25 protein-coding genes are annotated in these 25,319 nt (G+C 43.2%); 11 read left to right on the forward strand and 14 right to left on the reverse strand.

Features of this window, described 5'->3' with window-relative positions:
• Positions 1 to 112: 112 nt before the first annotated feature.
• The 7 genes from AC4MC0_RS05400 to AC4MC0_RS05430 are packed head-to-tail and all read right to left on the reverse strand — an operon-like array spanning position 113 to position 8,003.
• Positions 113 to 742 (reverse strand): CoA transferase subunit B, encoded by a 630-nt coding sequence (locus AC4MC0_RS05400; RefSeq protein WP_004696203.1) that lies wholly within the window; start codon positions 740 to 742, stop codon positions 113 to 115.
• 3 nt (positions 743 to 745) lie between these two features.
• A complete protein-coding gene (locus AC4MC0_RS05405) occupies positions 746 to 1,450 on the reverse strand; it encodes a CoA transferase subunit A (RefSeq protein WP_004982282.1) in 705 nt (234 codons plus the stop codon).
• 26 nt (positions 1,451 to 1,476) lie between these two features.
• Positions 1,477 to 2,379 carry a hydroxymethylglutaryl-CoA lyase gene (locus AC4MC0_RS05410; protein WP_114836818.1) on the reverse strand — a complete coding sequence of 301 codons (903 nt, stop codon included), beginning with the start codon at positions 2,377 to 2,379 and terminating at the stop codon, positions 1,477 to 1,479.
• Positions 2,376 to 4,367, reverse strand: coding sequence for an acetyl/propionyl/methylcrotonyl-CoA carboxylase subunit alpha (locus AC4MC0_RS05415; RefSeq protein ID WP_279690895.1), 1,992 nt, complete (start codon positions 4,365 to 4,367; stop codon positions 2,376 to 2,378). Before AC4MC0_RS05415 ends, AC4MC0_RS05410 begins: the two co-directional genes overlap by 4 nt.
• Positions 4,368 to 4,387: 20 nt before the next feature.
• Positions 4,388 to 5,182: an enoyl-CoA hydratase/isomerase family protein gene (locus AC4MC0_RS05420; RefSeq protein ID WP_078388946.1), complete on the reverse strand. Its 795-nt coding sequence runs from the start codon at positions 5,180 to 5,182 to the stop codon at positions 4,388 to 4,390.
• Between the two features lie 10 nt (positions 5,183 to 5,192).
• Positions 5,193 to 6,794, reverse strand: a complete 1,602-nt coding sequence (locus AC4MC0_RS05425; protein ID WP_062033822.1) for a carboxyl transferase domain-containing protein — start codon at positions 6,792 to 6,794, stop codon at positions 5,193 to 5,195.
• Between the two features lie 36 nt (positions 6,795 to 6,830).
• On the reverse strand, positions 6,831 to 8,003 hold the full coding sequence (locus AC4MC0_RS05430; protein ID WP_491887332.1) for an isovaleryl-CoA dehydrogenase: 1,173 nt from the start codon (positions 8,001 to 8,003) through the stop codon (positions 6,831 to 6,833).
• A gap of 148 nt (positions 8,004 to 8,151) precedes the next feature.
• Here AC4MC0_RS05430 and AC4MC0_RS05435 point away from each other — a divergent pair, with 148 nt between their 5' ends.
• The 7 genes from AC4MC0_RS05435 to AC4MC0_RS05465 all read left to right on the forward strand — a co-directional run bounded on the left by AC4MC0_RS05435 (position 8,152) and on the right by AC4MC0_RS05465 (position 15,129).
• The gene (locus AC4MC0_RS05435) at positions 8,152 to 8,778 is read left to right on the forward strand and encodes a TetR/AcrR family transcriptional regulator (RefSeq protein WP_004982268.1); all 627 of its coding nucleotides are present in this window, start codon (positions 8,152 to 8,154) and stop codon (positions 8,776 to 8,778) included.
• Positions 8,779 to 8,877: 99 nt separating this feature from the next.
• Positions 8,878 to 10,566 carry an AMP-binding protein gene (locus AC4MC0_RS05440; RefSeq protein WP_491887333.1) on the forward strand — a complete coding sequence of 563 codons (1,689 nt, stop codon included), beginning with the start codon at positions 8,878 to 8,880 and terminating at the stop codon, positions 10,564 to 10,566.
• 75 nt (positions 10,567 to 10,641) lie between these two features.
• Positions 10,642 to 11,634, forward strand: coding sequence for a biotin synthase BioB (gene bioB / locus AC4MC0_RS05445; protein ID WP_279677875.1), 993 nt, complete (start codon positions 10,642 to 10,644; stop codon positions 11,632 to 11,634).
• 70 nt (positions 11,635 to 11,704) lie between these two features.
• On the forward strand, positions 11,705 to 12,379 hold the full coding sequence (locus AC4MC0_RS05450; RefSeq protein ID WP_078426218.1) for a class I SAM-dependent methyltransferase: 675 nt from the start codon (positions 11,705 to 11,707) through the stop codon (positions 12,377 to 12,379).
• Positions 12,380 to 12,432: 53 nt separating this feature from the next.
• Positions 12,433 to 13,230: a thioesterase family protein gene (locus AC4MC0_RS05455; RefSeq protein ID WP_491887334.1), complete on the forward strand. Its 798-nt coding sequence runs from the start codon at positions 12,433 to 12,435 to the stop codon at positions 13,228 to 13,230.
• Between the two features lie 212 nt (positions 13,231 to 13,442).
• A complete protein-coding gene (locus AC4MC0_RS05460; protein WP_078426216.1) occupies positions 13,443 to 14,216 on the forward strand; it encodes a Rossmann-like and DUF2520 domain-containing protein in 774 nt (257 codons plus the stop codon).
• Between the two features lie 127 nt (positions 14,217 to 14,343).
• On the forward strand, positions 14,344 to 15,129 hold the full coding sequence (locus AC4MC0_RS05465; protein WP_078426215.1) for a fatty acid desaturase: 786 nt from the start codon (positions 14,344 to 14,346) through the stop codon (positions 15,127 to 15,129).
• Positions 15,130 to 15,182: 53 nt separating this feature from the next.
• On the opposite strand, the gene trmB is transcribed toward AC4MC0_RS05465, so the two are convergent.
• Entirely contained in the window at positions 15,183 to 15,899 is a 717-nt protein-coding gene (gene trmB, locus AC4MC0_RS05470) for a tRNA (guanosine(46)-N7)-methyltransferase TrmB (RefSeq protein ID WP_005400603.1), read from the reverse strand.
• A gap of 192 nt (positions 15,900 to 16,091) precedes the next feature.
• On the opposite strand from trmB, the gene AC4MC0_RS05475 reads away from it, so the two are divergent.
• The gene (locus tag AC4MC0_RS05475; RefSeq protein WP_491887501.1) at positions 16,092 to 18,548 is read left to right on the forward strand and encodes an ExeM/NucH family extracellular endonuclease; all 2,457 of its coding nucleotides are present in this window, start codon (positions 16,092 to 16,094) and stop codon (positions 18,546 to 18,548) included.
• A 63-nt stretch (positions 18,549 to 18,611) separates the two neighbouring features.
• Here the strand turns inward: AC4MC0_RS05475 and AC4MC0_RS05480 are convergent, their stop codons facing one another.
• Positions 18,612 to 20,054, reverse strand: a complete 1,443-nt coding sequence (locus tag AC4MC0_RS05480; protein ID WP_491887335.1) for a SulP family inorganic anion transporter — start codon at positions 20,052 to 20,054, stop codon at positions 18,612 to 18,614.
• A gap of 219 nt (positions 20,055 to 20,273) precedes the next feature.
• Between AC4MC0_RS05480 and AC4MC0_RS05485 the strand changes: the two genes are divergently transcribed.
• From AC4MC0_RS05485 to AC4MC0_RS05495, 3 genes are all read left to right on the forward strand, one after another.
• Positions 20,274 to 20,885: a glutathione binding-like protein gene (locus tag AC4MC0_RS05485; protein WP_078388936.1), complete on the forward strand. Its 612-nt coding sequence runs from the start codon at positions 20,274 to 20,276 to the stop codon at positions 20,883 to 20,885.
• A 157-nt stretch (positions 20,886 to 21,042) separates the two neighbouring features.
• Entirely contained in the window at positions 21,043 to 21,624 is a 582-nt protein-coding gene (locus tag AC4MC0_RS05490) for an NAD(P)H-dependent oxidoreductase (RefSeq protein ID WP_491887336.1), read from the forward strand.
• Between the two features lie 15 nt (positions 21,625 to 21,639).
• Positions 21,640 to 21,951, forward strand: a complete 312-nt coding sequence (locus tag AC4MC0_RS05495) for a putative quinol monooxygenase (protein WP_491887337.1) — start codon at positions 21,640 to 21,642, stop codon at positions 21,949 to 21,951.
• Between the two features lie 40 nt (positions 21,952 to 21,991).
• Here AC4MC0_RS05495 and AC4MC0_RS05500 read toward each other — a convergent pair whose 3' ends face one another.
• The 5 genes from AC4MC0_RS05500 to rpoH form a co-directional block, all read right to left on the reverse strand.
• Complete coding sequence (locus tag AC4MC0_RS05500) at positions 21,992 to 22,717, reverse strand: hypothetical protein (protein WP_419275171.1); 726 nt, start codon at positions 22,715 to 22,717, stop codon at positions 21,992 to 21,994.
• A 180-nt stretch (positions 22,718 to 22,897) separates the two neighbouring features.
• Entirely contained in the window at positions 22,898 to 23,683 is a 786-nt protein-coding gene (locus AC4MC0_RS05505; protein WP_005400610.1) for a thiazole synthase, read from the reverse strand.
• Between the two features lie 12 nt (positions 23,684 to 23,695).
• Positions 23,696 to 23,893 (reverse strand): sulfur carrier protein ThiS, encoded by a 198-nt coding sequence (gene thiS, locus AC4MC0_RS05510; protein ID WP_004696245.1) that lies wholly within the window; start codon positions 23,891 to 23,893, stop codon positions 23,696 to 23,698.
• Between the two features lie 19 nt (positions 23,894 to 23,912).
• Positions 23,913 to 24,278, reverse strand: a complete 366-nt coding sequence (locus AC4MC0_RS05515; protein ID WP_004982244.1) for a DUF423 domain-containing protein — start codon at positions 24,276 to 24,278, stop codon at positions 23,913 to 23,915.
• A 129-nt stretch (positions 24,279 to 24,407) separates the two neighbouring features.
• Entirely contained in the window at positions 24,408 to 25,277 is an 870-nt protein-coding gene (gene rpoH, locus AC4MC0_RS05520; protein WP_004982243.1) for an RNA polymerase sigma factor RpoH, read from the reverse strand.
• Positions 25,278 to 25,319 lie beyond the last annotated feature (42 nt).

Raw genomic sequence — 25,319 nt, forward strand, 5'->3', positions numbered from 1 at the left:
TGAGGTATGAATTTTTGATTCAGCCTATCCGTGCTGATAGAAATGCCTTTAAAACAGGATCGCTGCTTTAAAGGCATTGGATTATTTTTTCTATTGTATAAATGATGTCGAATTAGCGGATCAGAGCAACACCTGTCACTTTTTGAATGTCTTCAAAACTGACATCTTTCGCCAGTTCAACTAATTTCACACCTTCCTGCGTAATGTCCATGACACCGAGGTCAGTAATCACGCGATGTACGACATTTTTACCTGTCAGAGGCAGGCTACACTGCTCGACAATTTTCGGTGTACCATCTTTTGCAGAGTGTTCCATGAGCACCACCACTTTTTGTACTCCAGCAACCAAATCCATGGCGCCACCCATGCCTTTGACTTTTTTACCCGGAATCATCCAGTTGGCCAAATCGCCATTTTGTGAGACTTCCATTGCCCCTAAAATGGCGATATTGACATGACCTCCACGGATCATGGCAAAAGAATCTGCACTAGAGAAAAATGCGGCGCCCTGACGTGCAGTAACAGTTTGTTTTCCAGCATTGATTAAATCGGCATCGACCGTTTCCGCCGTTGGAAACTCGCCAATACCCAACAATCCATTTTCAGACTGCAACCAGACGTTGACATTTTCAGGAATATAGTTGGCCACCAGTGTGGGTAAGCCAATGCCTAAATTGACATAAAAACCATTTTCCAGCTCAAGCGCTGCACGTTGTGCCATTTCATTACGAGACCAAGCCATAGGTTAAGCCTCCTCTTTTAATGTGAGTTGTTCGATACGTTTTTCAGGGTTTGCATTCAGCACAATGCGATTGACATAAATACCCGGCAGGTGGATCTGGTCTGGATCTAAAGCGCCAATTTCAACAATTTCCTCAACTTCGACAATGCAGACTTTTCCAGCCATCGCACATACAGGGTTAAAGTTTTGTGCGGTTTTACGGAAAATTAAGTTACCTGCAGTATCGGCCTTGTATGCCTTCACGAGTGCAATGTCTGCGGTGAGCGAGTTTTCTAGAATATATGGTTTTCCATTAAACTCACGCTCTTCTTTGCCTTCGGCAATGAGTGTGCCGACACCTGTTGCGGTAAAGAAGGCAGGGATACCTGCACCTCCGGCACGGAGTTTTTCTGCCAGCGTGCCTTGAGGGGTAAGCTCCACTTCAAGCTCACCACTTAAGAACTGACGTTCAAATTCTTTGTTTTCACCTACATAAGAGGCAATCATTTTTTTGATTTGTTTGCTTTCTAATAAGAGGCCTAAGCCGAAACCATCGACGCCTGCATTGTTTGAAATACAGGTGAGGTTTTTCACGCCCGTTTGTTTTAAGGCTGCAATCAGACTTTCTGGAATGCCGCATAAACCAAAGCCACCAACCGCTAAGGTTTGACCATCTTGAACCACATCTTGCAGTGCATCCTTTGCACTTGAATAAACTTTATTGACCATAGTGTTCTCGTTATCAATTAAATGGCTTAGGCACAGCGCTTTTGCCAGTATGCATTGGCATAGTTAGATGGGTTGGTGCGTTGTAGTACTTGGCTGATGTTTTGGCTGGCAATCATCAGTGCATCAAGATCAATCCCTGTGTCATAACCCATGTTGGAGAGTAGGTAGTAAAGGTCTTCTGTGGAGACATTGCCCGATGCGCCTTTGGCATAGGGGCAGCCGCCTAAACCTGCAATGGACGAATCAAATACACGAATGCCTTGTTCTAAAGACTGGTAAATATTGGCAATGGCCATGCCATAGGTATTATGAAAATGTCCTGCCAGACTCGCGGCATCCATTTCAGCTAAACATGCCTGCCAGACTTTTTTCACGCGGTCTGGTGTTGCCGTACCAATCGTTTCACCTAAGGACACTTCATAGCAGCCCATGTCCAGCAAACGTTGGCTGACTTGTGCAACTTTGCTCGGTGCAATTGCGCCTTCATAGGGGCAGTCGACAATACAAGACACATAACCACGCACTTTGATGTTATGGGCTTTCGCCGCAGTCATGATGTCTGCAAATTTTTCAAAGCTTTCATCAATGGAGCAATTGATGTTTTTTTGGGTAAAGCTTTCGGAGGCTGCGGTAAAAACGGCAACCTCCTGACAGCCGACGGCCAAAGCAGACTCAAACCCTTTCAAGTTCGGGGTCAGTAAACTAAAACTGATATTCGGATCTTTGGGTAAGCTGGCAAAGAGTTCGTCACTTTGTGCCATTTGTGGAACCCACTTTGCAGAGACGCAAGAACCCACTTCAATGGCACTGAGTCCTGTCTGCATTAAATCTAAAATCAGTTTACGACGGTCATCCAAAGTGAGCGGTGTCTTTTCATTTTGCAAACCATCTCGCGGCCCAACTTCGACAATTTTGACAAATTCATTCATGCGGCACCTTCCAAGCTTGAAAACTCAACCAATTCATCACCCGCTTTGACCTGATCACCGACTTGGAAGTAAGCTGCAGAGACAATGCCATCATGTGGAGCACGAATTGAATATTCAATTTTCATCGCTTCAAGCGTGAGGAGGACATCATCTTTTTTCACTGCACTGTTGTTTTGTACCAAGACTTGCGTAATAACACCCGGCATAGGTGCTTTTAAGTTATTGGCATCAGAAGCATCATCTTCCGTATTAAAGTTAGGCTGAATATGTGCAAATTTATAGCTATGACCGTCTGCATACAGGGTTAGGCCGTGTGCATTTGAACTATAAGCATACGTTTTTTTACTTGTTGCATATTCAATTTTAGCTAAATGTGTCTCTAACAATTCACCTTGAATGAAAACGCTCTTTCCATTGTACTTAGCTGTAAAGCCTTTTGCCGTTGGGCTGAAATAAACTTTATGTTCTTCATCGTTCAGTGCCAGTTTAATGGCATAGCTGGTATTAATATTTAAACGCCATAGAGACTCGGCTTGCCATACAGGATTTGCAGCTGTTTTATTGCTGGCAAAGCGGGACAAAAGTTCAATCAATGCCGCCGTGATGATGAGTTCTGAAGAGGCTGTTTCATTGTGTTGCAGTAAAAACGCTTCTTCACGTTGAATTAAGTTGGTGTCGAGGTTGGCGGTTTTAAACGATTCTGAACGGACCAAACGGTCTAAGAATGCAATGTTATTGCCCAAGCCATCGACATGAAACTGACTGAGTGCATGGTGCATTTGAGTGAGTGCTGCTTCACGATTCTTTGCCCAGACAATTAACTTGGCAATCATTGGGTCGTAAAAGGTTGTGATTTCATCCCCTTCAACAATGCCACTGTCTACGCGGACATGCTCATTTTGCTGAGGGTAGTGCAGGTAGTGGATTTTGCCAATCGCAGGTAAGAAACCTTTTTCAGGTTCTTCAGCATAGACACGTGCTTCTAATGCATGACCATGAATACTGAGTTCGTGTTGTTGTTTAGGCAGTGGTTCACCAAAAGCTACACGAAGTTGCCATTCCACCAAATCTTGCCCTGTAATCATCTCTGTTACAGGGTGCTCAACTTGCAGGCGGGTATTCATTTCCATGAAATACGCCGTGCCGTCTTGTTCCACAATAAATTCAACTGTACCTGCACCGACATAATCCACTGCACGTGCTGCATCAATAGCGGCTTGGCGCATGGCTTCGAGTTTTGGCTCTGCCATTTGGGGCGCAGGTGCTTCTTCTAATACTTTTTGATGGCGACGTTGTACCGAACAATCGCGTTCAAATAGGTGCACATAGTTACCATGCGTATCACCAAAAACCTGCACTTCAATATGGCGCGGTTGTACCACATAGCGTTCAACCAGTACATCGTCATTGCCAAAGCTTGAACGTGCCTCACTTTTACATGAAGCCAAATGGCTTAAAAAGTCTTCGCCGCGATCAACCAAGCGCATGCCTTTACCACCACCGCCAGCACTGGCTTTAATCAGCACAGGGTAGCCAATGGCATCGGCTTGTTGTTTTAAAAAGTCAGGATCTTGGTTAGTGCCATGGTAGCCCGGTGTCAGCGGTACGCCTGCTTTTTCCATTAAAGATTTAGAGGTGGCTTTTAGGCCCATGGCTAAAATGGCATCTACAGGTGGTCCAATAAAGACAATGTTGTTTTTTTGGCAGGCATTGGCAAATTGGTCATTTTCAGATAAAAAGCCATAACCTGGATGAATTGCTTCTGCACCCGTGTCTAAGGCAGCTTGGATAATACGTTCAATTTGTAGATAGCTTTGTGCAGCAGGGGATTCGCCGATATAAATGGCTTCTTCGGCTTGTTGCACGTGCTGTGCTTGAGCGTCAGCATCTGAATAGACTGCAACGGTGGCAATGCCCATTTTTTTTGCAGTTCGGATCACACGACAAGCAATTTCACCACGGTTTGCAATTAAGATTTTATTAAACATATCGATATCCTTTCTTGTTGTTATGCCGTCGTCTTGATCCAGACTGGACTGTGTTTATTTAAAAAAGCATTTAAGCCATTTTTCGCCTCTGATCCTTGGCGTACATGGGCAATATGTTGTGCGGTTTGCAACAATAATGCTTCGGTTAACACTTGCTGATCGACCATTTGGATAAGTTGTTTTGAAGCCGTTTGTGCTTCTGGCCCACCCAAAAGTAAGACATCGACTATTTCTGTGACTTTTTCATCTAACTGTTCAGCATCGGCCACCACATGCGCTAGACCAATGTGCAGGGCTTGTTCCGCAGAAATACGTTCTGCGGTTAAAAAGTAGCGTGAAGCTTGACGTGCGCCAATCGCACGAATCACATAAGGACTAATGGTTGAAGGGGCTAAACCTAAGCGCACTTCAGATGTCGCAAACTTAGCATCGCTGCTTGCGACACAAATATCACAGGCAGAAGCTAGTCCCATGCCACCACCAAAAGCAATGCCTTGCACGCGGGCGATGGTCGGTTGTTTTAAAGTCGCTAAACTTTGTAGCATTTTCGCTAGTTTTAATGCATCGGCTTCATTTTCAGCCTGTGAGGCTTGTCCTGCTTCTTTCATCCAGTTCAGGTCAGCACCCGCCGAGAAGCTTTTGCCACGTCCTGCTAAAATCACGACACGAACATCATCACGCGTGTTGAGTTCGCTAAAGCAGCGGTGCAGTTCTTCAATCACTTGAGTATTGAAGGCATTATGCATTTCTGCACGATTAATCCATACCGTTGCCACTTGGTCGCGTTGTTCGAGTTGTAAATATTGAAAGCTCATCGCTCATCTCCTACATGCGGAACACGCCGAATTTGGTCGGTTGAATGGGTGCATTTAAGGCTGCGGCTAAACTTAAACCGAGCACCTGACGGCTTTGTGCAGGGTCAATCACACCGTCATCCCACAAACGCGCCGATGCATAATATGGATGGCCTTGACGTTCAAATTGGTCACGGAAGGGTTGTTTAAAATCATCTTCTTCTGCCGCAGACCAAGACTCGCCACGTTTTTCGATTTGATCACGCTTTAAGGTCGACAATACACTTGCCGCTTGTTCACCACCCATCACTGAAATACGCGAGTTCGGCCATGTCCACATGAAGCGTGGAGAATAGGCACGACCACACATACCATAGTTGCCTGCACCAAATGAACCACCAATCACGAGGGTAAGTTTCGGGACATTTGCGGTTGCAACAGCCATGACCAGTTTAGCGCCATTTTTGGCAATGCCTTCATTTTCGTATTGGCGGCCAACCATAAAGCCAGTGATGTTTTGGAGGAACAGTAGGGGAATATTGCGCTGCGTACATAGTTCAATAAAGTGAGCCCCTTTTTGTGCAGACTCTGAAAATAAAATACCGTTGTTGGCAATAATGCCAACGGGCATGCCATAGATTTTGGCAAAACCAGTGACTAAGGTGGTGCCAAAGCGAGCTTTGAATTCATCAAATCGTGAACCATCGACAATACGCGCAATCACTTCACGAATATCGAATGGTTTACGTGCATCACTTGGCACAACACCATACAGTTCAGTTGCATCAAATAACGGTTCTTCAATCTCTGTTGCACGCGTATGTGGTGTTTTATTCAGATTGGCTACGATGTTACGTGCAATGGCAATTGCATGTTCGTCGTTTTCAGCCAAATGATCGGCCACACCTGACAGGCGAGTATGCACATCACCACCGCCTAAGTCTTCACTGCTGACCACTTCACCTGTTGCCGCTTTCACCAGCGGTGGGCCACCTAAGAAAATCGTCCCTTGATTACGCACAATAATGGTTTCATCAGACATGGCAGGTACGTATGCACCGCCAGCCGTACAGCTGCCCATTACCACCGCAATTTGGGCAATCCCCATGCTCGACATGCGTGCTTGATTATAGAAAATACGTCCAAAGTGATCACGGTCAGGGAAAACTTCATCCTGCATCGGTAAATATGCACCACCTGAGTCAACCAAATAAATACATGGCAGATGGTTTTGCTCCGCAATTTCTTGAGCACGTAAGTGTTTTTTCACCGTCAATGGGTAGTACGTGCCGCCTTTCACTGTCGCATCGTTGGCGACAATCATGCAGGTCACACCATTGACCTGACCTACACCAGCAACGACACCAGCCGCAGGCACATCGTCTGCATAGACGTTTTGTGCTGCCAACTGACCAATTTCAAGGAATGCCGTGCCTGCATCAATTAACTGATCAATACGATCACGTGCTAACAGTTTTCCGCGTGCCAAATGTTTTTGTCGCGCCGCTTCACCGCCACCTAAAGCAATTTGTTCTGCTTTTTGCTTTAAGTCATCGACCAAGCTTTGCATCGCGGTTTGGTTGGTTTTGAAGTCTTCACTTCGAATATTGATCTTGCTATGTAATTGATTCATCACGAACATCCTGGTCATTTTTATTGTTGTGGAGGGTTAAGCTGTTTCATTAAACAGTTCACGGCCAATCAACATACGGCGAATTTCAGAAGTTCCCGCGCCAATTTCATAGAGTTTTGCATCGCGCCATAGACGGCCTGCAGAAAATTCATTGATATAACCATTTCCACCTAAGGTCTGAATGGTTTCACCTGCCATCCATGTAGCTTTTTCCGCAGCATATAAAATTGCACTGGCTGCATCTTTACGTAGACTACGGTTATGGTCAGCCTTATCGCATTCAGCACCCACGGCATAAACCAACGCTTTACACGCCAACCAAGTCGAATACATATCGGCAATTTTGCCTTGCATCAACTGGAACTCACCGAGCGCTTGGCCGAATTGTTTACGGTCATGGATATAGGGAATCACGGTGTCCATGCAGGCATCCATAATGCCTAAAGGACCTGCACTTAAAACCGCACGCTCATAGTCCAAACCACTCATGAGCACTTTCGTGCCGTTTCCTACACCGCCCATCACGTTTTCTTTTGGCACTTTCACATTGTCAAAGAACAGTGGGTAAGTGTTCGAACCACGCATGCCCAACTTGTCTAAATGTGTGCCGTGGCTAAAACCTTCCATGTCTTTTTCTACAAGGAAAGCCGTCATGCCTTTAGCGCCTGCATGCAGATCAGTTTTGGCATAGACCACAAGTACATCAGCATCACCACCATTGGTGATCCACATTTTTGAACCATTTAATAGAAAGTGATCGCCACAATCTTCAGCTTTGAGTTTCATGCTGACTACGTCTGAGCCTGCGTTTGGTTCAGACATAGCAAGTGCACCGACGTATTCACCTGAAATTAGTTTAGGTAAATAGCGCTGCTTTTGTTCCTCGCTACCGTTTCGGTTAATTTGATTCACACATAGGTTAGAATGTGCACCATAAGAAAGACCAATCGAAGCTGAAGCACGTGAGATTTCTTGCATGGCAATGATATGCGCTAAATAACCTAGGCCTGTACCACCGTATTCTTCACTGACGGTTAGACCGAGTAAGCCCATATCGCCAAATTTTTTCCACAACTGAGCCGGAAATTCGTTGTTCTGATCGACTTGTTGAGCAATAGGAGTAATTTCCTTGGCACAAAAAGCCGCAACGGAATCACGCAGTGCAATGAGTGTTTCATCTAAACCGAAATTTAAGCTTTGTAGGGTCATTTCTTCATTCGTCCTATGAGTGTATTTATTGTTCCTGATAAAGCATTTTTGTTGTGCTTGATTTTTACAATACATCGAATTTTTAAAAAAGTGAACTAAAATTCACAAATTGATTTACAATTCATTTTATCTGGTTGAGAATAGAATTATGAGTTATAAAAGATCATCATTGATGCAAGAACGAATGGAACAAAATCGTGAAGCGATTTTGCAATCCGCTCGTGAACTTATTGCTCAAGGGGGGATTAAAGATGCGCAAATTCAAGCAATTGCTGAACGCGCGGGTGTTTCGAGCGGTTTGGTGTATCGATACTTCGATAACAAAAGCCAAGTGTTAATTGAGGTTTTGTCTGAGGCCATACAGCATGAGGTGAAAATTTTAAATCACATTGCTGAAAGTGAGCTCTCGTCAAAACAGAAATTGGACAAGGCTGTAACCACGTTTGTGAAACGTGCCATGAATAGCCCCCAACTTGCGTATTCACTCATGTTTGAACCAGTCGATGCTGAGTTAGAACATGAACGTTTTCGCAGTAAACAGCTGATTAAACAGAGCATCAAAGAAATACTGGCCGCAGGGAAAATTAACGGTGAGTTTGGATTTGAAGATTTAAATACAGCAGCACTTTGTGTGGTCGGTGCCATGACTTTTGTGGTGATTGAGCCTTTAAATCCGTCTCGAAATGTGATGTTTGATCAAAACTATAAAGACTACTTCGTGAAACAAATTGCCGAATTTTGTGTCAATGCAGTTCAGGTTCAGGAGGAAAAATAGTAGCAGGTGTGAACACAAGGCTTGGTGTTTGAAGGGAAGTAGTCATAGAACAATTAAAGTTGAATAACAAGATTACAATGAATCAAGGAGATCGATTCGATGACACAAGAACGGTTAAGTTATGCCTATGGAACGAGCAGTCAGCCCCTATTAGGCATGACGATTGGTGAGAAATTTGATCAGGCTTGTCAGCAGTATGCGGAACAAGATGCTGTTGTCAGCCTGCATCAAAATGTCAGACTCACGTATAAGGAATTACAAGCTCAGGTCAATGCGTTTGCCTGTAGTTTACTAAAACTGGGCTTGAAAAAAGGCGATCGACTTGCGATTTGGTCACCGAACTGTGTGGAATGGACGATTACCCAGTTTGCTGCGTTTAAAGCGGGCATCATTTTAGTCAACTTGAACCCTGCCTATAAAAGTAATGAGCTCGAATATGTGTTGAATAAAGTTTCTTGTAAGAGCTTGGTTATTGCATCACAATTTAAAAGCACGAATTATCAAGATATTCTAATGAAAATTGCACCTGAAATTAAAGGTGCTGAAAATAAAGTGTTAAAGGCAGAACGACTGCCGCATTTGAAATATATTATTAAAATTGATGAAGAAGAGCATACGGGTTTGCATCGTTTTAGTGATTTGCTCACTCCCCCCAGCAAGAGACAGCTCAATCAATTAGAGCTCGTTGCAAGCGAATCGCAGTTTGATGAAACCATCAATATCCAGTTTACTTCGGGCACCACAGGTAACCCGAAAGGCACAATGCTGACACATAATAATATTCTCAATAATGGTTATTTTGTTGGTGAAGCCATTCACTTAAGTCCTAACGATCGAGTTTGTATTTCTGTACCGCTCTTTCACTGTTTCGGTATGGTGATGGGTAATTTGGCCTGTATTACGCATGGTTCAACCATGGTCTATCCATCGGCGGTGTTCAATCCTTTAGAAACGTTAAAAGCCATTCAGCAAGAAAAATGTACGGCCGCATACGGTGTACCGACCATGTTCATTGCCATTTTAGAGCATGAACAGTTTGATGATTTTGATCTTTCTAGTTTACGTACAGGCATTATGGCGGGTAGTCCGTGCCCACGTGAAATTATGCAACGTGTTATTGATCGGATGCACATGTCCGAAATTACCATTTGTTATGGTATGACTGAAACGGCACCGGTTAGTGCACAAAGTTCAACATCAGATTCAGTTGAACAACGAGTCGGAACCGTAGGGCGTGTCCATCCACATCTTGAAATTAAAATTGTTGATGAACAAGGCAAAGTTGTACCGCGCGGTCAGTTGGGTGAACTGTGTGTGCGTGGCTATTCGGTGATGTTGGGGTATTGGGAAGACCATGAAAAATCGCAAGAAGTGATTGATTCAGCACGCTGGATGCATACAGGTGACATCGCAGAAATGGATGAAGCTGGCTTTGTGAAAATTAAAGGCCGAATTAAGGATGTGGTCATTCGTGGCGGAGAAAATTTATTTCCGAAAGAAATCGAGGACTTTTTATATACTCATCCTGATGTCAGTGATGTCCAAGTTATTGGTCTGCCCGATGCACGTTATGGTGAAGAGTTGTGTGCTTGTATTATTTTACATGAGCATCATGAAATTACTGAAGAGTCGATCCGTCAGTACTGTGCGGAACATATTTCACACAATAAAGTTCCACGTTATGTCCGGTTTTTTAATGAGTTCCCAATGACAGCTTCGGGCAAAGCGCAGAAGTTTAAATTGCAGGAATTTATGCGTAATGAACTGGATTTGAAAGAAATCGCATAAGGTTGAAGACGGACTTTCCTTTTGCTGGGTTAAAGCCAAAGGAAAGTCCGAAGTGAAAAGCAAAAGGAATAGCATATGCACCTGAGAAATGATTGGACTCGCGCTGAAATACAAGCACTCTACCAACAGCCTTTTTTAGATTTGGTCTTTCAAGCACAGCAAATTCATCGTCAGTACTTTGAAGCGAATGCCATCCAAGTCAGTACTTTACTGTCGATCAAAACAGGTAAATGCCCTGAAGACTGCAAATACTGTTCACAGTCTGCGCGCTATGACTCAAAGCTTGAAGCTGAAAAAAGAATTGCGGTTGAAAAGGTCATTAGCGAAGCACAACAGGCGAAAGCCTCAGGTTCTACTCGGTTTTGTATGGGCGCTGCATGGCGCAATCCACATGAGCGCGATATGCCTTATGTCTTGGATATGGTGCGTGAAGTCAAAGCTTTGGGTTTAGAAACCTGTATGACGCTAGGCATGCTGAATGCCTCTCAAGCCGAACGTTTAAAAGGTGCAGGACTCGATTATTACAACCATAACTTAGACACGTCGCGTGAGTACTATCCTAATGTGATTAGTACCCGTAGTTTTGATGACCGTTTGGATACCTTAAGTCATGTTCGAGAGGCAGGCTTAAAAGTATGTAGTGGCGGGATTGTTGGCCTAGGCGAAGAGACCAAAGATCGAATTGGGTTATTGTTTGAATTGGCGACTTTACCGATACATCCCGAATCTGTGCCGATCAACATGCTGGTTCCAATGCAAGGTACGCCTTTGGCAGAAGTTGACAAGTTAGATGTGACTGAGTGGATTCGCACTATTGCGGTAGCGCGCATCATTATGCCGAAAAGCTATATTCGTCTGTCCGCGGGACGTGAATCGTTGTCCGATGCCGATCAAGCTTTGGCTTTTATGGCCGGTGCAAATTCATTGTTTTCTGGTGAAAAATTGCTGACTACGCCAAATACGGCACAAGGCAAGGATCAACAACTCTTTCAAAAACTGGGTCTACATGCAGAAAAAGCCAAATCGCAACTTGCTGAGTTAACAGTCGATGCTATGGCTGTGGCTTAAGTGCTAGAACATGCGGTCATGAATGTGTAGATTTAGGGCGATGAATAAAAGCAGATGAGTGAACAATAAAATGGCGAAAGACTTTCAGAGTCAAACTGTAGTGGATGGTTATGATCAACATATTCGTAAGCTCATTCCAGGTTATGAGTTGGTTCATCTGCAAATTCAAGCCATTTTAAAAACACATCTACCAGAACATGCGCATGTATTGATTGTGGGGTGTGGTACAGGTTATGAGCTTTCATATTTGTTGGCGCAGCATCTAACGTGGAGTTTTACCGCGGTTGACCCATCTTTGACCATGATTGAAAAAGCGCAGCAGTTATTGAACACGACCCATGGTGATTTAACACGGGTTCGCTTTGTGCATGGCGATACGACGGCATTACAGGAAAGTGTACAGTTTGATGCCGCTTTAGCCATATTGGTGGCGCATTTTATACCACTTGAAGCAAAGTCATTCTTCTTTGCCGACATTTTACGCTGTCTTAAAACGCAAGCCATTTTGCTCAGCTATGACCTGATGCGTTCTAGTGATGACACTGAACTCAAGGTTTTACAAACCTTATGTCAGAGCAATGGTTTGACGGTGGGACAGAGTGAAAAAATGATTGAGCGCCTGCAACAAGACTTTTATTTAGTCTCGGCCAGCCAGATGCAAGAGCTTCTGACTAAAGTTGGATTTCATGAAGTACGAACTTATAGTCAACTGTTGAATTATTATGGTTTTTTTGCACAAAAATAAAAACCAATGGCAGTGAAAAGATACATTTTAAAGATAAAAATGAAGGAATACACATGGCAGCCTATTATCAACTTTTAAGTCGTGAACAGCACAGTGATGGGAGCTGTACGGCGTCTTATCTTTCCAATATTCATGCACAAGGCGCATGGAATCCGCATGAACAGCATATGGCACCTGCAACAGGGGTTTTGTGTGCGGAGTTAGAGCAGTTTCAACCACGTGATGAGATGCGCATTGGACGCGTGAGTTTAGATATTTTTGGACTGATCGCTTTTGGTGAGTTTACGGTGCATACCCGTGTCATTCGTGCTGGAAAAACCATTGAACTGATCGAGGCGGAAATGCAGGCAAACGGGAAGACTTGTATTGTGGCCCGTGCTTGGAAAATGATGAAACAAGATACCAGTGCAATTGCAGGGCTAGAAGATCAATCAATTATACATCCTGAAACTTTGCCAGTATGGGATGGGATGAAATGTTGGCCGGGTGGTTATATCCAGAGTATTGAGACACGTGCGGCAGAAGGGCACCGTGCTGGTAAAGGCATTGTCTGGTTACATAATGATTTGGACATGGTGGAAGCTCAGAAAACATCAAGTTTTGTGCGCTTATTGGGTATGGTGGATACAGCCAACGGTATTGTACCACGTCAAAATCCAGCATCTGGATGGGGCTTTCCCAATTTAGATCTACAACTGCATTTATACCGTTTACCCCAAGGGAAATGGTTAGGTTTGGAAGCGACGCAGCAATATGGTGATGATGGTATTGGCTTAACCAGTGCGGTTTTGCACGATGAACAAGGGCCATTTGGCCGTAGTGAACAGATTTTGACCCTGCGTAAGTTTTAGTTGGTCAGGGCTTTGTTGCACAAAGATTTCATAACTATATGATTTTAAAAGTTTTGATTATTTTTTGATCCAAAATTAAATTTATTTAAATCAGATGCTTACATATTTATGCAACAAAGCCGTGGGCCAGTGTCAATTTAATAAAAAAGGATGAATTGCTTCATCCTTTTTTTATTGGCATGCTGTAGGCACTTTAAAATAGTGAAATGAAGATGCGGATCAGTTTAATTGGAGCGGGGCGGGTGGCTCATCATTTGGCTAAAGCCCTGATGTCTCAGCATGAAATCGTCAATATTCATAACCGAAGCTTCGACAAAGCTGCGGATTTAGCGCAAGTCGTACATGCAAAGGCGGTCAGTCATTTTAAGCAGTTAAATACTGATGTGGATTTGGTGATGATTGCAGTAAGTGATCAGTCTATTCCGAGTGTGATTTCGGCATTGACTGAATATCTGCCGAATGTGTTGATTGTACATACTTCGGGGAGTACAGCGCTTTCAGTTTTGGCGACGAAACATGCACGTGCAGGGGTTTTTTATCCCTTACAGACCTTTAGCTTAGAACGTGAAATTGATTGGTCAAATACACTGCTGTTTGTAGAAGCCACCGAAAATACGGATCTTCAAAGACTACATACACTGGCAGAAAGCCTGAGCCAACGCGTGTATAGCTACAGCTCTGCGCAGCGTCTAAGTTTGCATTTAGCGGCTGTCTTTGCTTGTAATTTTAGTAATTATTGTTATGACATGGCGAAACAAGTGGTGGATGCAGAGCAGGTCGATTTTAGTCTGTTATACCCCTTGATTTTAGAAACCGCGCAGAAAGCCACACAGAATGACCCGAAGCAGATGCAAACTGGCCCTGCGATGCGTCAGGATCAGAATATTCTACAAATGCATCAACAGATGCTTGCGCAAGCTCAACGAGCGGATCTTGCTGAAGTGTATGCCTTAATGAGTCAGCAAATCAGTCAACGTCACAGTTAACATTTAAAATAAGAAACGATGATGCAAGCCACAAAGAACAAGCAAAGCCACTGAAAACGTGGCTTTTTTTATGTCCTAAGATTCGGTACAGTATTGCTTAAAATAAATACAAACAAATAGAGGGCGTATGCGTTCACATTCATTATTAGAACAAGTGCAGTGGAAAGATCTCGTTCAGTTAGGCCGTAGCGATGTGATCAGTGAATTATTTATTTCTTTACCGTGGTTGATTGTCTCTTTCATTTTTGCAAGTTTACAGTGGTATGTCTTGGCGCTGTTTTGCTCGTTTATGTTTTTCTTAACTGGGCTTAGACAAGTGCATAACGCTTTTCATTTTGCCTTAGGTATTAGCCGCCCTGCGACTCATTGGGTCATGTTTGTTTTGAGCATCGTCATGCTCGGTTCGATGCATGCTGTACAAATTAATCACCTGCGTCACCATCAGCATTGTATGCAGGAGGAAGATATTGAAGCGAAAAGTGCAAGCATGAGGTGGTGGCAAGCTTTGCTTTTTGGCCCCGTTTTTCCATGGATCTTGCATAAAAAAGCCTTTGAGGTTGGGACTAAAACCCAGAAAAAATGGATGTCTGCTGAACTGGTTGCCAACGTCATTGTATTGTTTTTGGTTTTTGTGGTCTTGGATATCAGTATTTTAAAATACCATGTCAGTGCTATGTTGATTGGGCAATGTATGACGGCTTTTTTTGCGGTATGGACGGTGCATCATGATACGGAAGATCATGTGTATCTGGCGCGTACTGTGCGTAATGAGTTTAAACGGATCGTGACCTACAACATGTTTTATCATGTGGAGCATCATTTGTTTCCCGCAGTGCCGACACGACGTTTACATATTTTGGCAAAACGTTTGGATGAACATGATCCAACGGTTGAAATTCGGCATGTGTTTTAAAACATCGGACATAAAAATAGGGCTCTAGGCCCTATTTTTATGAGATCTAAAATTTATTTAATTTTCTTAAATAAGAAGTCGTTGATCTTATGACCTTCTTCGAGTCCACGACGTTCAAATTTAGTTTGTGGACGCCAGTCTGGACGTGGGTAGCTGTTGCCTTTGCCTGCCATATTTTCAAGATTTGGACGGTTATCGAGTACATCAATCATCCACTCTGCATACGGCTCCCAGTCAGTTGCTGCGTGGAATGTGCCACCCATTTCCAACTTTTGCTCAACCAGTGGCATACGGTCATGTGACACGAAACGACGTTTGAAGTGGCGTTTTTTCTGCCATGGGTCTGGGAAGTACAGTTGCACAGCGTTGATGCTGTTATCTGGCATTTCACGTAATACTTGAATGGCATCTGCATCTAAAAGACGAAGATTGGTTAAACCTGCAATTCCAGCTTCATACACACATTGCGCAATCCCCGGAACATGCACTTCAATCCCGACATAGTTACGTTCAGGGTTGGCCTGCGCCATCAAGACCAATGAACGTCCCATACCAAAGCCGATTTCAACCGTGAGCGGACGCTCTGGATGTTCAAACTGCTGACGTAGGTCACCTACAGGATATTCCAAAATCATGTGACCATATTGTTCAAGCGCAGTGCGTTGCGAGGTGTTCAGCGGAGATGAACGACGCATAAATGTCACAATTTCGCGGTGTTCATTTAAGTTGTCTAGCTCGACGACTTGCTGGTCTAATTGATCATTCGTCATAATTTTGGCAGATGTAGAAATTCGAAAGCGGTATTGTAAGTCCTGAGCAGGACAAGTCAAATTTTTTACTCAGAATTTATTAAATTCAGCACCACCATGTTTGCGCAGCCTAGAAATTGTCATCATTTATTAATCATGATGTAACGAATAAAAATTAACCTGCCATCTGATTTAACCAATTGATAAAAAATGATGAAAAATTTTAAGCCACAGATATTAAGCCTGAGCCTGATTTTGGCGGGTTGCTCCTTTCCTGCCTATGCACAACTGTTATTTAGTCAGTATGTGGATGGAACTTCAAATAAGAAAGGATTGGAAATTTATAATCCAGACCCGACTATGGTCAATTTGGCAGAATATCAGATCAAGCAGTTTGCAAATGGCAGTACCAGTGCAAATTTGACAGTGAATTTGACAGGTCAATTGGCGGCAAGGGGGCATTACTTGGTCGGGCATTCTGCTTTAAAAGAAGCTCTGGGCAATGCGGTGCAACAGCAGGCGAACTTAGCCTTCAATGGTGACGACACTTTGGTGCTTTATCATAATGGCGTTGCGATTGACCGCTTTGGTACAGTGGGCGAAAGACCAAGCACTGGATGGGGTAGTGTTGCAACAGCGAATAGTTTTAAACGCACTTTATTAAGCAATAATGTTTCTAGTAGGGGGATAGACGTTACCGCACCATTTGACTTGGCGTCGGCATGGGAAAAGTGGTCAGATCGAGATGCCTTTTCCAGTTATCTTGCTGGAAATACAGTGGTACCACCACTGAACACCGTGAGCTGTAGTACGACAGCTACCCCAATTGCGACATTGCAAAGTGCAGCGCAAGATGAGGAATATGTGGTGAAAGGCGTAATCACGGCTGATTATCGTTATAGCAATGGTTTCTCAGGTTTCTTTGTACAAACACCTGATGTTCAAGCCCAAGCCAATACCAGTAATGCGGTGTTTGTCTATGTTCCCTCTTCAAGTCGCGTGACAGGTGGGCAAGTCGGGCAGGAAGTCATTTTCAAAGGCAAGTTAAAAACCTATCAAAACCAACTGCAGCTTCAAGATTTAAGCAGTGATATTAATGTCTGTAATCCTTCGGCGAGAGATTGGGTTAAGCCAATGGCGATCAATTTGCCCTTTGATAATTTGACTGAAATGTCAGGCCATGCACCAAAACGCTATCAAGGCATGTTGGTCAATATTCCTCAAACGCTCACGGTAAGTGAAAACTATGACTATGGGCGTTATGGTCAGTTGGCTTTAAGCCCCGCGCGTTTATATATCCCAACCAATTTATATCCTGCTCATTCAACCGAGGCCAAAGCACTGGCACAACAGAATTTACGTTCTAAACTCATTTTGGATGATGGCTATAACAATCAGAACAGAACGCCGTGGTTGCCAACTTCCTTTAGTGCTAAAAACACCCTACGTACAGGTGCACAACTGCAAAAGGTTCAAGGTATTTTAGAATACCGTTATAACCAATGGCGAATTCAACCTGTGCTTGGTGCAACAGCGCCACAAGTCTTAGACGCGCCAAACCCACGTACGAGCGTTCCAGCAAAGGCCACACAACAAATTCGTGTTGCAGCATTTAACGTACTGAATTATGACAATGGTTTGGCACAAGGTTTTCCGACGGAACGTGGTGCAAATTCCGAAGCTGAGTTTAAAAAGCAACATCTGAAAATTGTCAGTGCATTAAAAGCGATTGATGCGGATGTCTATGGTCTGATGGAAATTGCCAACAATGGTTATGGCGAGCGTAGCGCAGTGGCATATTTAGCTCAGGCGCTTGGAAGCGACTGGAAATATGTAACGCCTCCGAATGCTGACAAACTTGGAACCGATGCGATTGCTGTTGCCATTATTTATAATGCTAAGCGGGTCAAACCAATCAATGAAGCAGCGGTCTTTGATGACCAGAGTCAGAAAAACCGAGTCACGATGGCGCAAACCTTTCAAGCTTTATCAGGTGGGAAGACTTTTACGGTTATTCCGAACCATTTGAAGTCTAAAGGTAGCTGTCCAGATGATAAAACTTCGATAGAGGCAGATCAGGGCGACGGTCAAGGTTGCTGGAATCCAACCCGCGTTAAAGCGGTACAAGCGTTAATGCAGTGGGTCGCGAAGAATCCAACACAGGTGAGTAAACCAAATGTCTTACTGTTAGGTGATCTGAACAGCTATGCCAAAGAAGATCCAATTCTGGCGCTTGAACAAGCTAACTATAAAGTATTGTTGAATGATGAAAAAATTGGTCAGGGGAAAACAGCTTATAGCTATGTTTTCGGCGTAGCCAGTAATGCTCAAGGTTATGGTGGTGCAGGAAATCTAGATCATGCGATTGCCGATGCAGCACTTTATCCTTTGGTGAAAAAAGCATTTGCATGGCATATCAATGCAGATGAACCGACGGCACTAGACTATAACGAAGAATATAAAACTGAGGAGCAAATTGCTGCATTTTATGCGGACGATGCTTATCGCTCTTCTGACCATGATCCTGTGATTGTGGATTTAGACTTAAACGATGCAGTGGTTAACGATGAGGATAAAACCAATGCAGGAAGTACGGGGCTGTGGTCTGCATTAGGATTAATCAGTTTGGCCTTGTATGGCAGTTTAAGACGTCGTAAGCATCAGTCTTAATCCGTTTTATGGATAATAATAAAAGGGCGTCATCGCCCTTTTATTTTGTCTATGGTTTCAACTTTATGAGCTGATGCGGTCAATGAGGGTGCTGCTGGCTTCATTTAAGCCTAACACCTCGACCACAACACCTTGGGCTTCAAACTTTTCAACTACAGCATTTAACATTTGGACTGAAGTCATATCCCAAATATGTGCATTACTGAGTTCAATTTCAACCTTCTGAATATGTTCGTTAAAGTCAAAAAACTGAAAGAATTTCTCTGAACTGCTAAAGAAAATTTGACCGCTTACCATATAGCGACGGGTATGGTTATGCAGTTCAGACTGAACATGAACCGTACTTTCCAGTTTGTTGATGAAAAATAATGCGGACAGTAAAACTCCGACAAAGACACCCAAAGCAAGATTATGTGTGGCTAAGACAATGATCACCACACTCAACATCACTACATTACTTTGTAGCGGGTGTTTAGCGATGTTTTTAACCGAGTCCCATTGAAAGGTTGTAAATGCCACCATGATCATAATGGCAACCAAAGCTGCCATTGGAATATAAGACAGCCAGTCTTTAAAAAACACCACCAAACACAGTAAAAACACACCAGCCACTAAGGTTGAAAGCCGAGTACGTGCCCCAGAGCTGACATTAATTACAGACTGTCCAATCATGGCACAACCTGCCATACCGCCCATAAAACCGCTCACAATATTGGCCATACCTTGTCCGCGACATTCTTGATGACGGTCACCTTCAGTACCTGTGACTTCATTCACTACTGTGGTGGTCATCATGCTTTCAAGCAAACCGACGGTCGCTAATGTGATGGCGTAAGGGAAGACAATTTGCAGCGTTTCAAAGTTCAGTGGAATATCAGGCAGTAGAAAAATAGGTAAAGTATCGGGGAAATGACCTAAGTCACTGACCATACGCATATCTGTGTCTAAAAACAGCGCCAAAGCGGTCAGGACGAGAATACAAATGAGCGTTGAAGGAATGGTTTTCCCTACTTTAGGCAGATATGGAAACAGATAAATTACAGCGAGGCCAAGAGCGATAAATGCATAACCCCAGTGATTCATTTGGCTGAGCTCTGGAAGTTGCGCCATGAAGATTAAAATCGCCAGTGCATTTAAAAAACCATACACCACCGACTGCGACACAAAACGCATCAGTTTGGCAACTTTAAAATATCCCGCAATGATCTGAATGACACCAGTGAGGATGGTTGCCGCCAGTAAATACTGTAAACCATGCTCTTTGACCAGCGTGATCATGAGTAGTGCCATGGCGCCTGTTGCTGCTGAAATCATGGCTGGACGGCCGCCAAAAAAAGCAATGCTCACTGCGATACAAAAGGAGGCATACAGTCCGACTTGAGGGTCTACACCTGCAATTGCTGAAAAAGCAATAGATTCGGGAATCAGTGCAAGTCCTACCACTAAACCTGCTAAAACATCGGTACGAATGTTAGAAAACCATTCATCTTTTTTAAGGCTAATCACAGATCAAATTCATTTTAGGGTCAAGGGCGCTATGTTAAAACAACTCTGTTGCAAATTGCAGTGTTGTTGTACTTGAAAAAAAATGTGAATTAGACAATATTCAATAGGCGAACGAATGATTTTTCGTTTACGCTTTTTTGCAATTTACAGGTTTTGATCACTTGAAAGTTTGTTAGAAGCCATTTAAAACAGAGAATAGAGTTATAACAAGGATCAGATATGAAGCTTTATTATGCACCGGGTGCGTGCTCGCTTGCGGCGCACATTATCCTCAATGAAATTAATGTTGACTTTGATTTAGTCCGAGTAGATTTAAAAACACATAAAACAGAAAAAGGTGCTGATTATTACGAAATTAATCCAAAAGGATATGTCCCCGCTTTAGAGATTAATCCAGGTTTGATTCTGACTGAAAATGTAGCCATTTTGCCATTTTTAGCACAACATGATCCAAAACAAGATCTTATTCCGCCATCGGGTTTGGGGCGTGCCAAAGTTTTAGAATGGCTAGGTTATTTAAATTCTGAATTACATGATGCTTATGCCGTTTTCTTCGGTGCGCCATTAGATGCTGCTGCCAAAGAAAAAGCCTATGCAGAGATTGATCGTTTACTCAGTTATATCGATAAACAAATTGGTGAGTCAGATCATGACTATTTGGTCGATGATAATTTTGGCCCCGCAGATGCGTATTTATTTGTCCTCACCAATTGGTCAAATGGCATCGAACATGACTTATCACCGTATAAAAATATTATTTTTATCCGTAATAAAGTGGCTGAACGTCAGTCAGTACAAATTGCAATGCGAGATGAAGGTCTAATTCCTTAATTTTGATGCATTGAAGAAGCGCCGAAAGGCGCTTTTTTTTATACTGTAAAGTTTATTGTTGATATTTAGTCAATAATATTTTGCAGATTCACTACTTATTGGCGCTGAACAGAGTCTATATAGTGCCTGCATAGATTTTGGTTTTTAGGCTCTTCCAATGAAAAATATTTTATTAATTAACGGCGCAAAAACTTTTGCACACTCGAATGGTCAGTTAAACGATACCCTAACTGAACTTGCGCAAGAGGTCTTGTCAGGCTTAGGACATCAGGTTCAAGTGACCCGTGCCGACAGCGAATATGATGCAAAAGTTGAAGTGGAGAAATTTCTGTGGGCAGACACCGTGATTTACCAAATGCCGGGTTGGTGGATGGGTGCACCATGGACTGTGAAAAAGTATATCGATGATGTCTTTACCGAAGGGCGCGGTAGTCTGTATGCCAATGATGGACGCTCACGTTCGGATGCTTCAAAAAAGTATGGTTCAGGCGGTCTGATTCACGATAAAAACTATATGCTGTCGTTGACATGGAATGCACCGATGGATGCATTTAATGATGCTGAACAATTTTTCCATGGGGTTGGGGTCGACGGGGTTTATTTACCTTTTCACAAAGCCAATCAATTTTTAGGAATGCAAACCTTACCGACGTTTATTGTGAATGATGTGATTAAAGCACCTGAAGTTGAAGCCTATATGGCACAGTACCGTGACCATTTGACGCAAGTTTTTGCTTAATCGGGAGAAGTGACCATGTTAACTGTCATTGCTGAAATTATTTGTCATTCAGAGCAAGATTTTACAACGGTTCTTGATTCATTCAACAACATCCGTGAGCAAGTATTACAAGAGCCCGGTTGCCATCTCTATGATGTGTATATCGACCATCCTGCTGTTGAGAGTGCATTACAAACCAAAGTACCGTTTTCAATCATGATGTATGAAAAATGGGAAAGCATGCAGCATTTAGAAACCCATATGCACAGTATCAATATGCAGCAACATGCTCAAGCAACTGAAGGTGCAGTTGCTCATGTACAAATTCGTATTTTAGAAGCGCAATAAGCTACGCATATGAGTTTGACAGCGCTTTTCTTCGCTCTGTTTATTTAAACTCCAGTGGCTCATTGAACTGAACCTGTTCGAGTTTCAATGCGTAGCGCTGTTTGAGTGTTGTCCATTGAACTTTGACAGGTTGTGTTGTTTCAGCAAACTCATTTTCACCTGTCGTACTTTTTACTTTACCTGTCATAAAGTTGATACTTCGCGCCGTGATGTCACCTGATGCACGGTGGAAATCGTTGACATCATAACCAATCAGTTTAAATGCACGGTCTTGGTATCGGAAGGTATACGTGTGATTGGTCACATACCACGAACCACAGCTTAACCAGTAGTGCAGATGAACTTTGAGCACGCCTTTTTGAATACTTAATGCTTCAGTCTCACCGAGTGGATCAGCGAGGCAAGGGGACTCTATATCGCCTTCTGTCGGCAAAGTAGTATTAGTCGCCGCAAGTTGATAACCATGCATTTGCTTCAATAAAACCAAAAGCTTTCGTTCATTGATATTGAGGACATCACTCCCTAAGCGATCATTTTTAACAAAATGTTCAGGATTGGTGTCTTCAATAATCAGGGCAATATCCGCTTGACCATCTTGGTTTAAATCGCCTTGGACTTTTTCTAAAATCTTCCAGTTTTTTGGCACAAAAGATTGGTAGCTTGTTTTGAGAGTCGGTTTTTCCTCTACTTTGGCCCAAGCATTGCTTGTGAGTGTTAGGAAAAATAGGGCATTAACTATGAGTGTTGGTCTGATCCATTTTTGCATGGGCATCGCTTCCTCTCATTTTTATATGGTTATAGATGTTTGAAAGTGTCATTGAGTGTATCAAAGCGTGTGGCGAAATGTCCCAACAACCTAGGTCATCATAAAGAGCTGCCCTTGTGTTGAAATAAATAAAAAAGGACTCAGAAGAATCCTTTTTATCGCTTAAAACAGATTAAGAGATTATTTAAAGAAATAACCTGTTTCTGGTGAGCTTGCGTTGGCCATACGTTTGCGAGGCATACGACCTGCGAGGAAGGCTTCTCGACCTGCTTCAACGGCTTTTTTCATTGCAGAAGCCATTAAAATGGGATGTTGAGCGGCAGCAATCGCGGTATTCATCAACACGCCATCACAGCCGAGTTCCATGGCAATGGCTGCATCGCTTGCAGTTCCCACACCAGCATCTACCAACACAGGCACTTTGGCATTTTCTTTAATAATAGAAATCGTGTGTGGATTCAAAATCCCTAGACCCGAACCAATCAAACTACCTAAAGGCATGATGGCAACACAACCCATACTTTCAAGTTCTTGCGCCACAATTGGGTCATCGGAGGTATAGACCATGATTTCAAAACCATCGTCAATCAAGGTGCGTGCCGCTTTCAATGTTTCAGTAATGTTTGGATATAGCGTTTTTTCATCGCCCAATACTTCAAGCTTGACCAAGTTATGACCGTCTAATAATTCACGCGCTAACATACAGGTACGCACGGCACTATTGGCATCAAAACAGCCTGCTGTATTCGGGAGAATCGTGTATTTTTCAGGTGGGACCACGGACAATAAGTTTGGTTGGTCGGGGTGTTGACCAATATTGACGCGACGAATCGCAACCGTCACGATTTCTGCGCCACTGGCTTGAATGGCCAAATCGGTTTCTTGCAGGTCCTTATATTTACCTGTGCCCACCAGCAGACGAGATTGAAATGATCTAGAACCAATGATGAGAGGGCTGTCTTGCATGTGAACTCCGTATTAACCGCCACCGACGGCATGAATAATTTCAATTCGATCCATTGCACAAATTGGGGTATGTTCCAATTTACTTTTACTAATAATGTTTTCATTTTGCTCAACAGCAAAACGTTTGCCTTCAAGTGCAAAGGTTTGCACCAGTTCAAGCAGGTTTTTACATTCGGTGTGCTGTAGTTCGCCGTTTAAATAAATCTGCATCGTGCTCATCCCTAGTTGTTTACTTGGCATATTTCATGGCATTCCATGCCAGAACCAACCAACCTGCAATCATCAATGCCCCACCAATCGGGGTAATCGCACCTAGGCCACGCGGTAAGCCCAATGCCATAACATAGAGGGAACCACAGAAAAAGAAGATGCCGACTTGAATTAGTAAAAAGCTGGTTTTGATGGGAAGTTGCGGGATGACTTTGGCCAAAATACCAAGCGCCAGTAAACCAAGCGCATGATAAAAAAAGTAATCAGTTGCAGTTTGCCACCAAGCCAATTGGGCTTCAGTAGCACGTGCTTTGAGACCATGTGCACCAAAGGCACCTAATATAACGGCAAACGCTAAATTCAGCGCTGAAATCGCAATCCACATATGCAATGCTTTACTTATATCACTGTGCGCAACAAAGTAGCATATTTTGAAGAAAGGTTAAAAGACAAAAAGCCTCATTTATTGGTAAAAAGAAAAGGGCATTTCGCCCTTTTCTGTATTGGTATCATCTTAGTTCGATGACATCGCCACTTTAATTTTTTCCATGGCATTTTTTTCAAGCTGACGAATACGTTCGGCCGAAACATTATATTCAGCAGCCAGTTCGTGCAGCGTCGATTTTTCATCATCTAACCAACGGCGCTGTAAAATATTACGCGAACGGTCATCAAGCTGTTCCATCGCATCATGCAAAGCATTGGTGCTCTGTTCTTCGTAATCTTCTTCTTCAGCCAAACGCGCTGGGTCGTAGCGGTTATCTTCAAGGTAAAGCGCAGGTGCAACATGGGTTGAACCTTCATCGTCATCATCGCCCTGAGCTTCAAACGCTGCATCATAAGCAGTTAAACGACCTTCCATTTCTAACACCTGTTCAGGTGTCACATTGAGGTCATTTGCAATCGATTGAGCTTCTTTTAGAGTGAGCTTTTTAGACGATTTTTTTAGACTACGTAAATTAAAGAACAGTTTACGCTGTGCTTTAGTCGTCGCAATTTTGACAATACGCCAGTTACGAATCACATATTCGTGAATTTCTGCTTTAATCCAGTGCACCGCAAAAGAAACCAAGCGTACGCCCATGTTTGGGTCGAAGCGTTTAACGGCTTTCATTAAGCCCAAGTTACCTTCTTGAATGAGGTCACCTTGAGGTAAGCCGTAGCCTGCATAACTGCGGGCAATATGAACCACAAAACGCAGATGCGACATGACTAAAAGTTTAGCAGCATCGAGGTCTTGGTCATAATAGTAGCGTTCAGCTAACTCTTTTTCTTGTTCCGCTGTCAAAATCGGGATTTGGTTGACAGTACTAATATAAGCGCCCAAGTTTACACCTGGTGCCGATAATGACAGGGGCATCAATTGATTGCTGCTGTCACTCATGTGTTCTCCTTAGGGATTTCATTTTTACCCAACAATTGAATT

The organism is Acinetobacter sp. CAU_H_S139_7 (assembly GCF_058599305.1).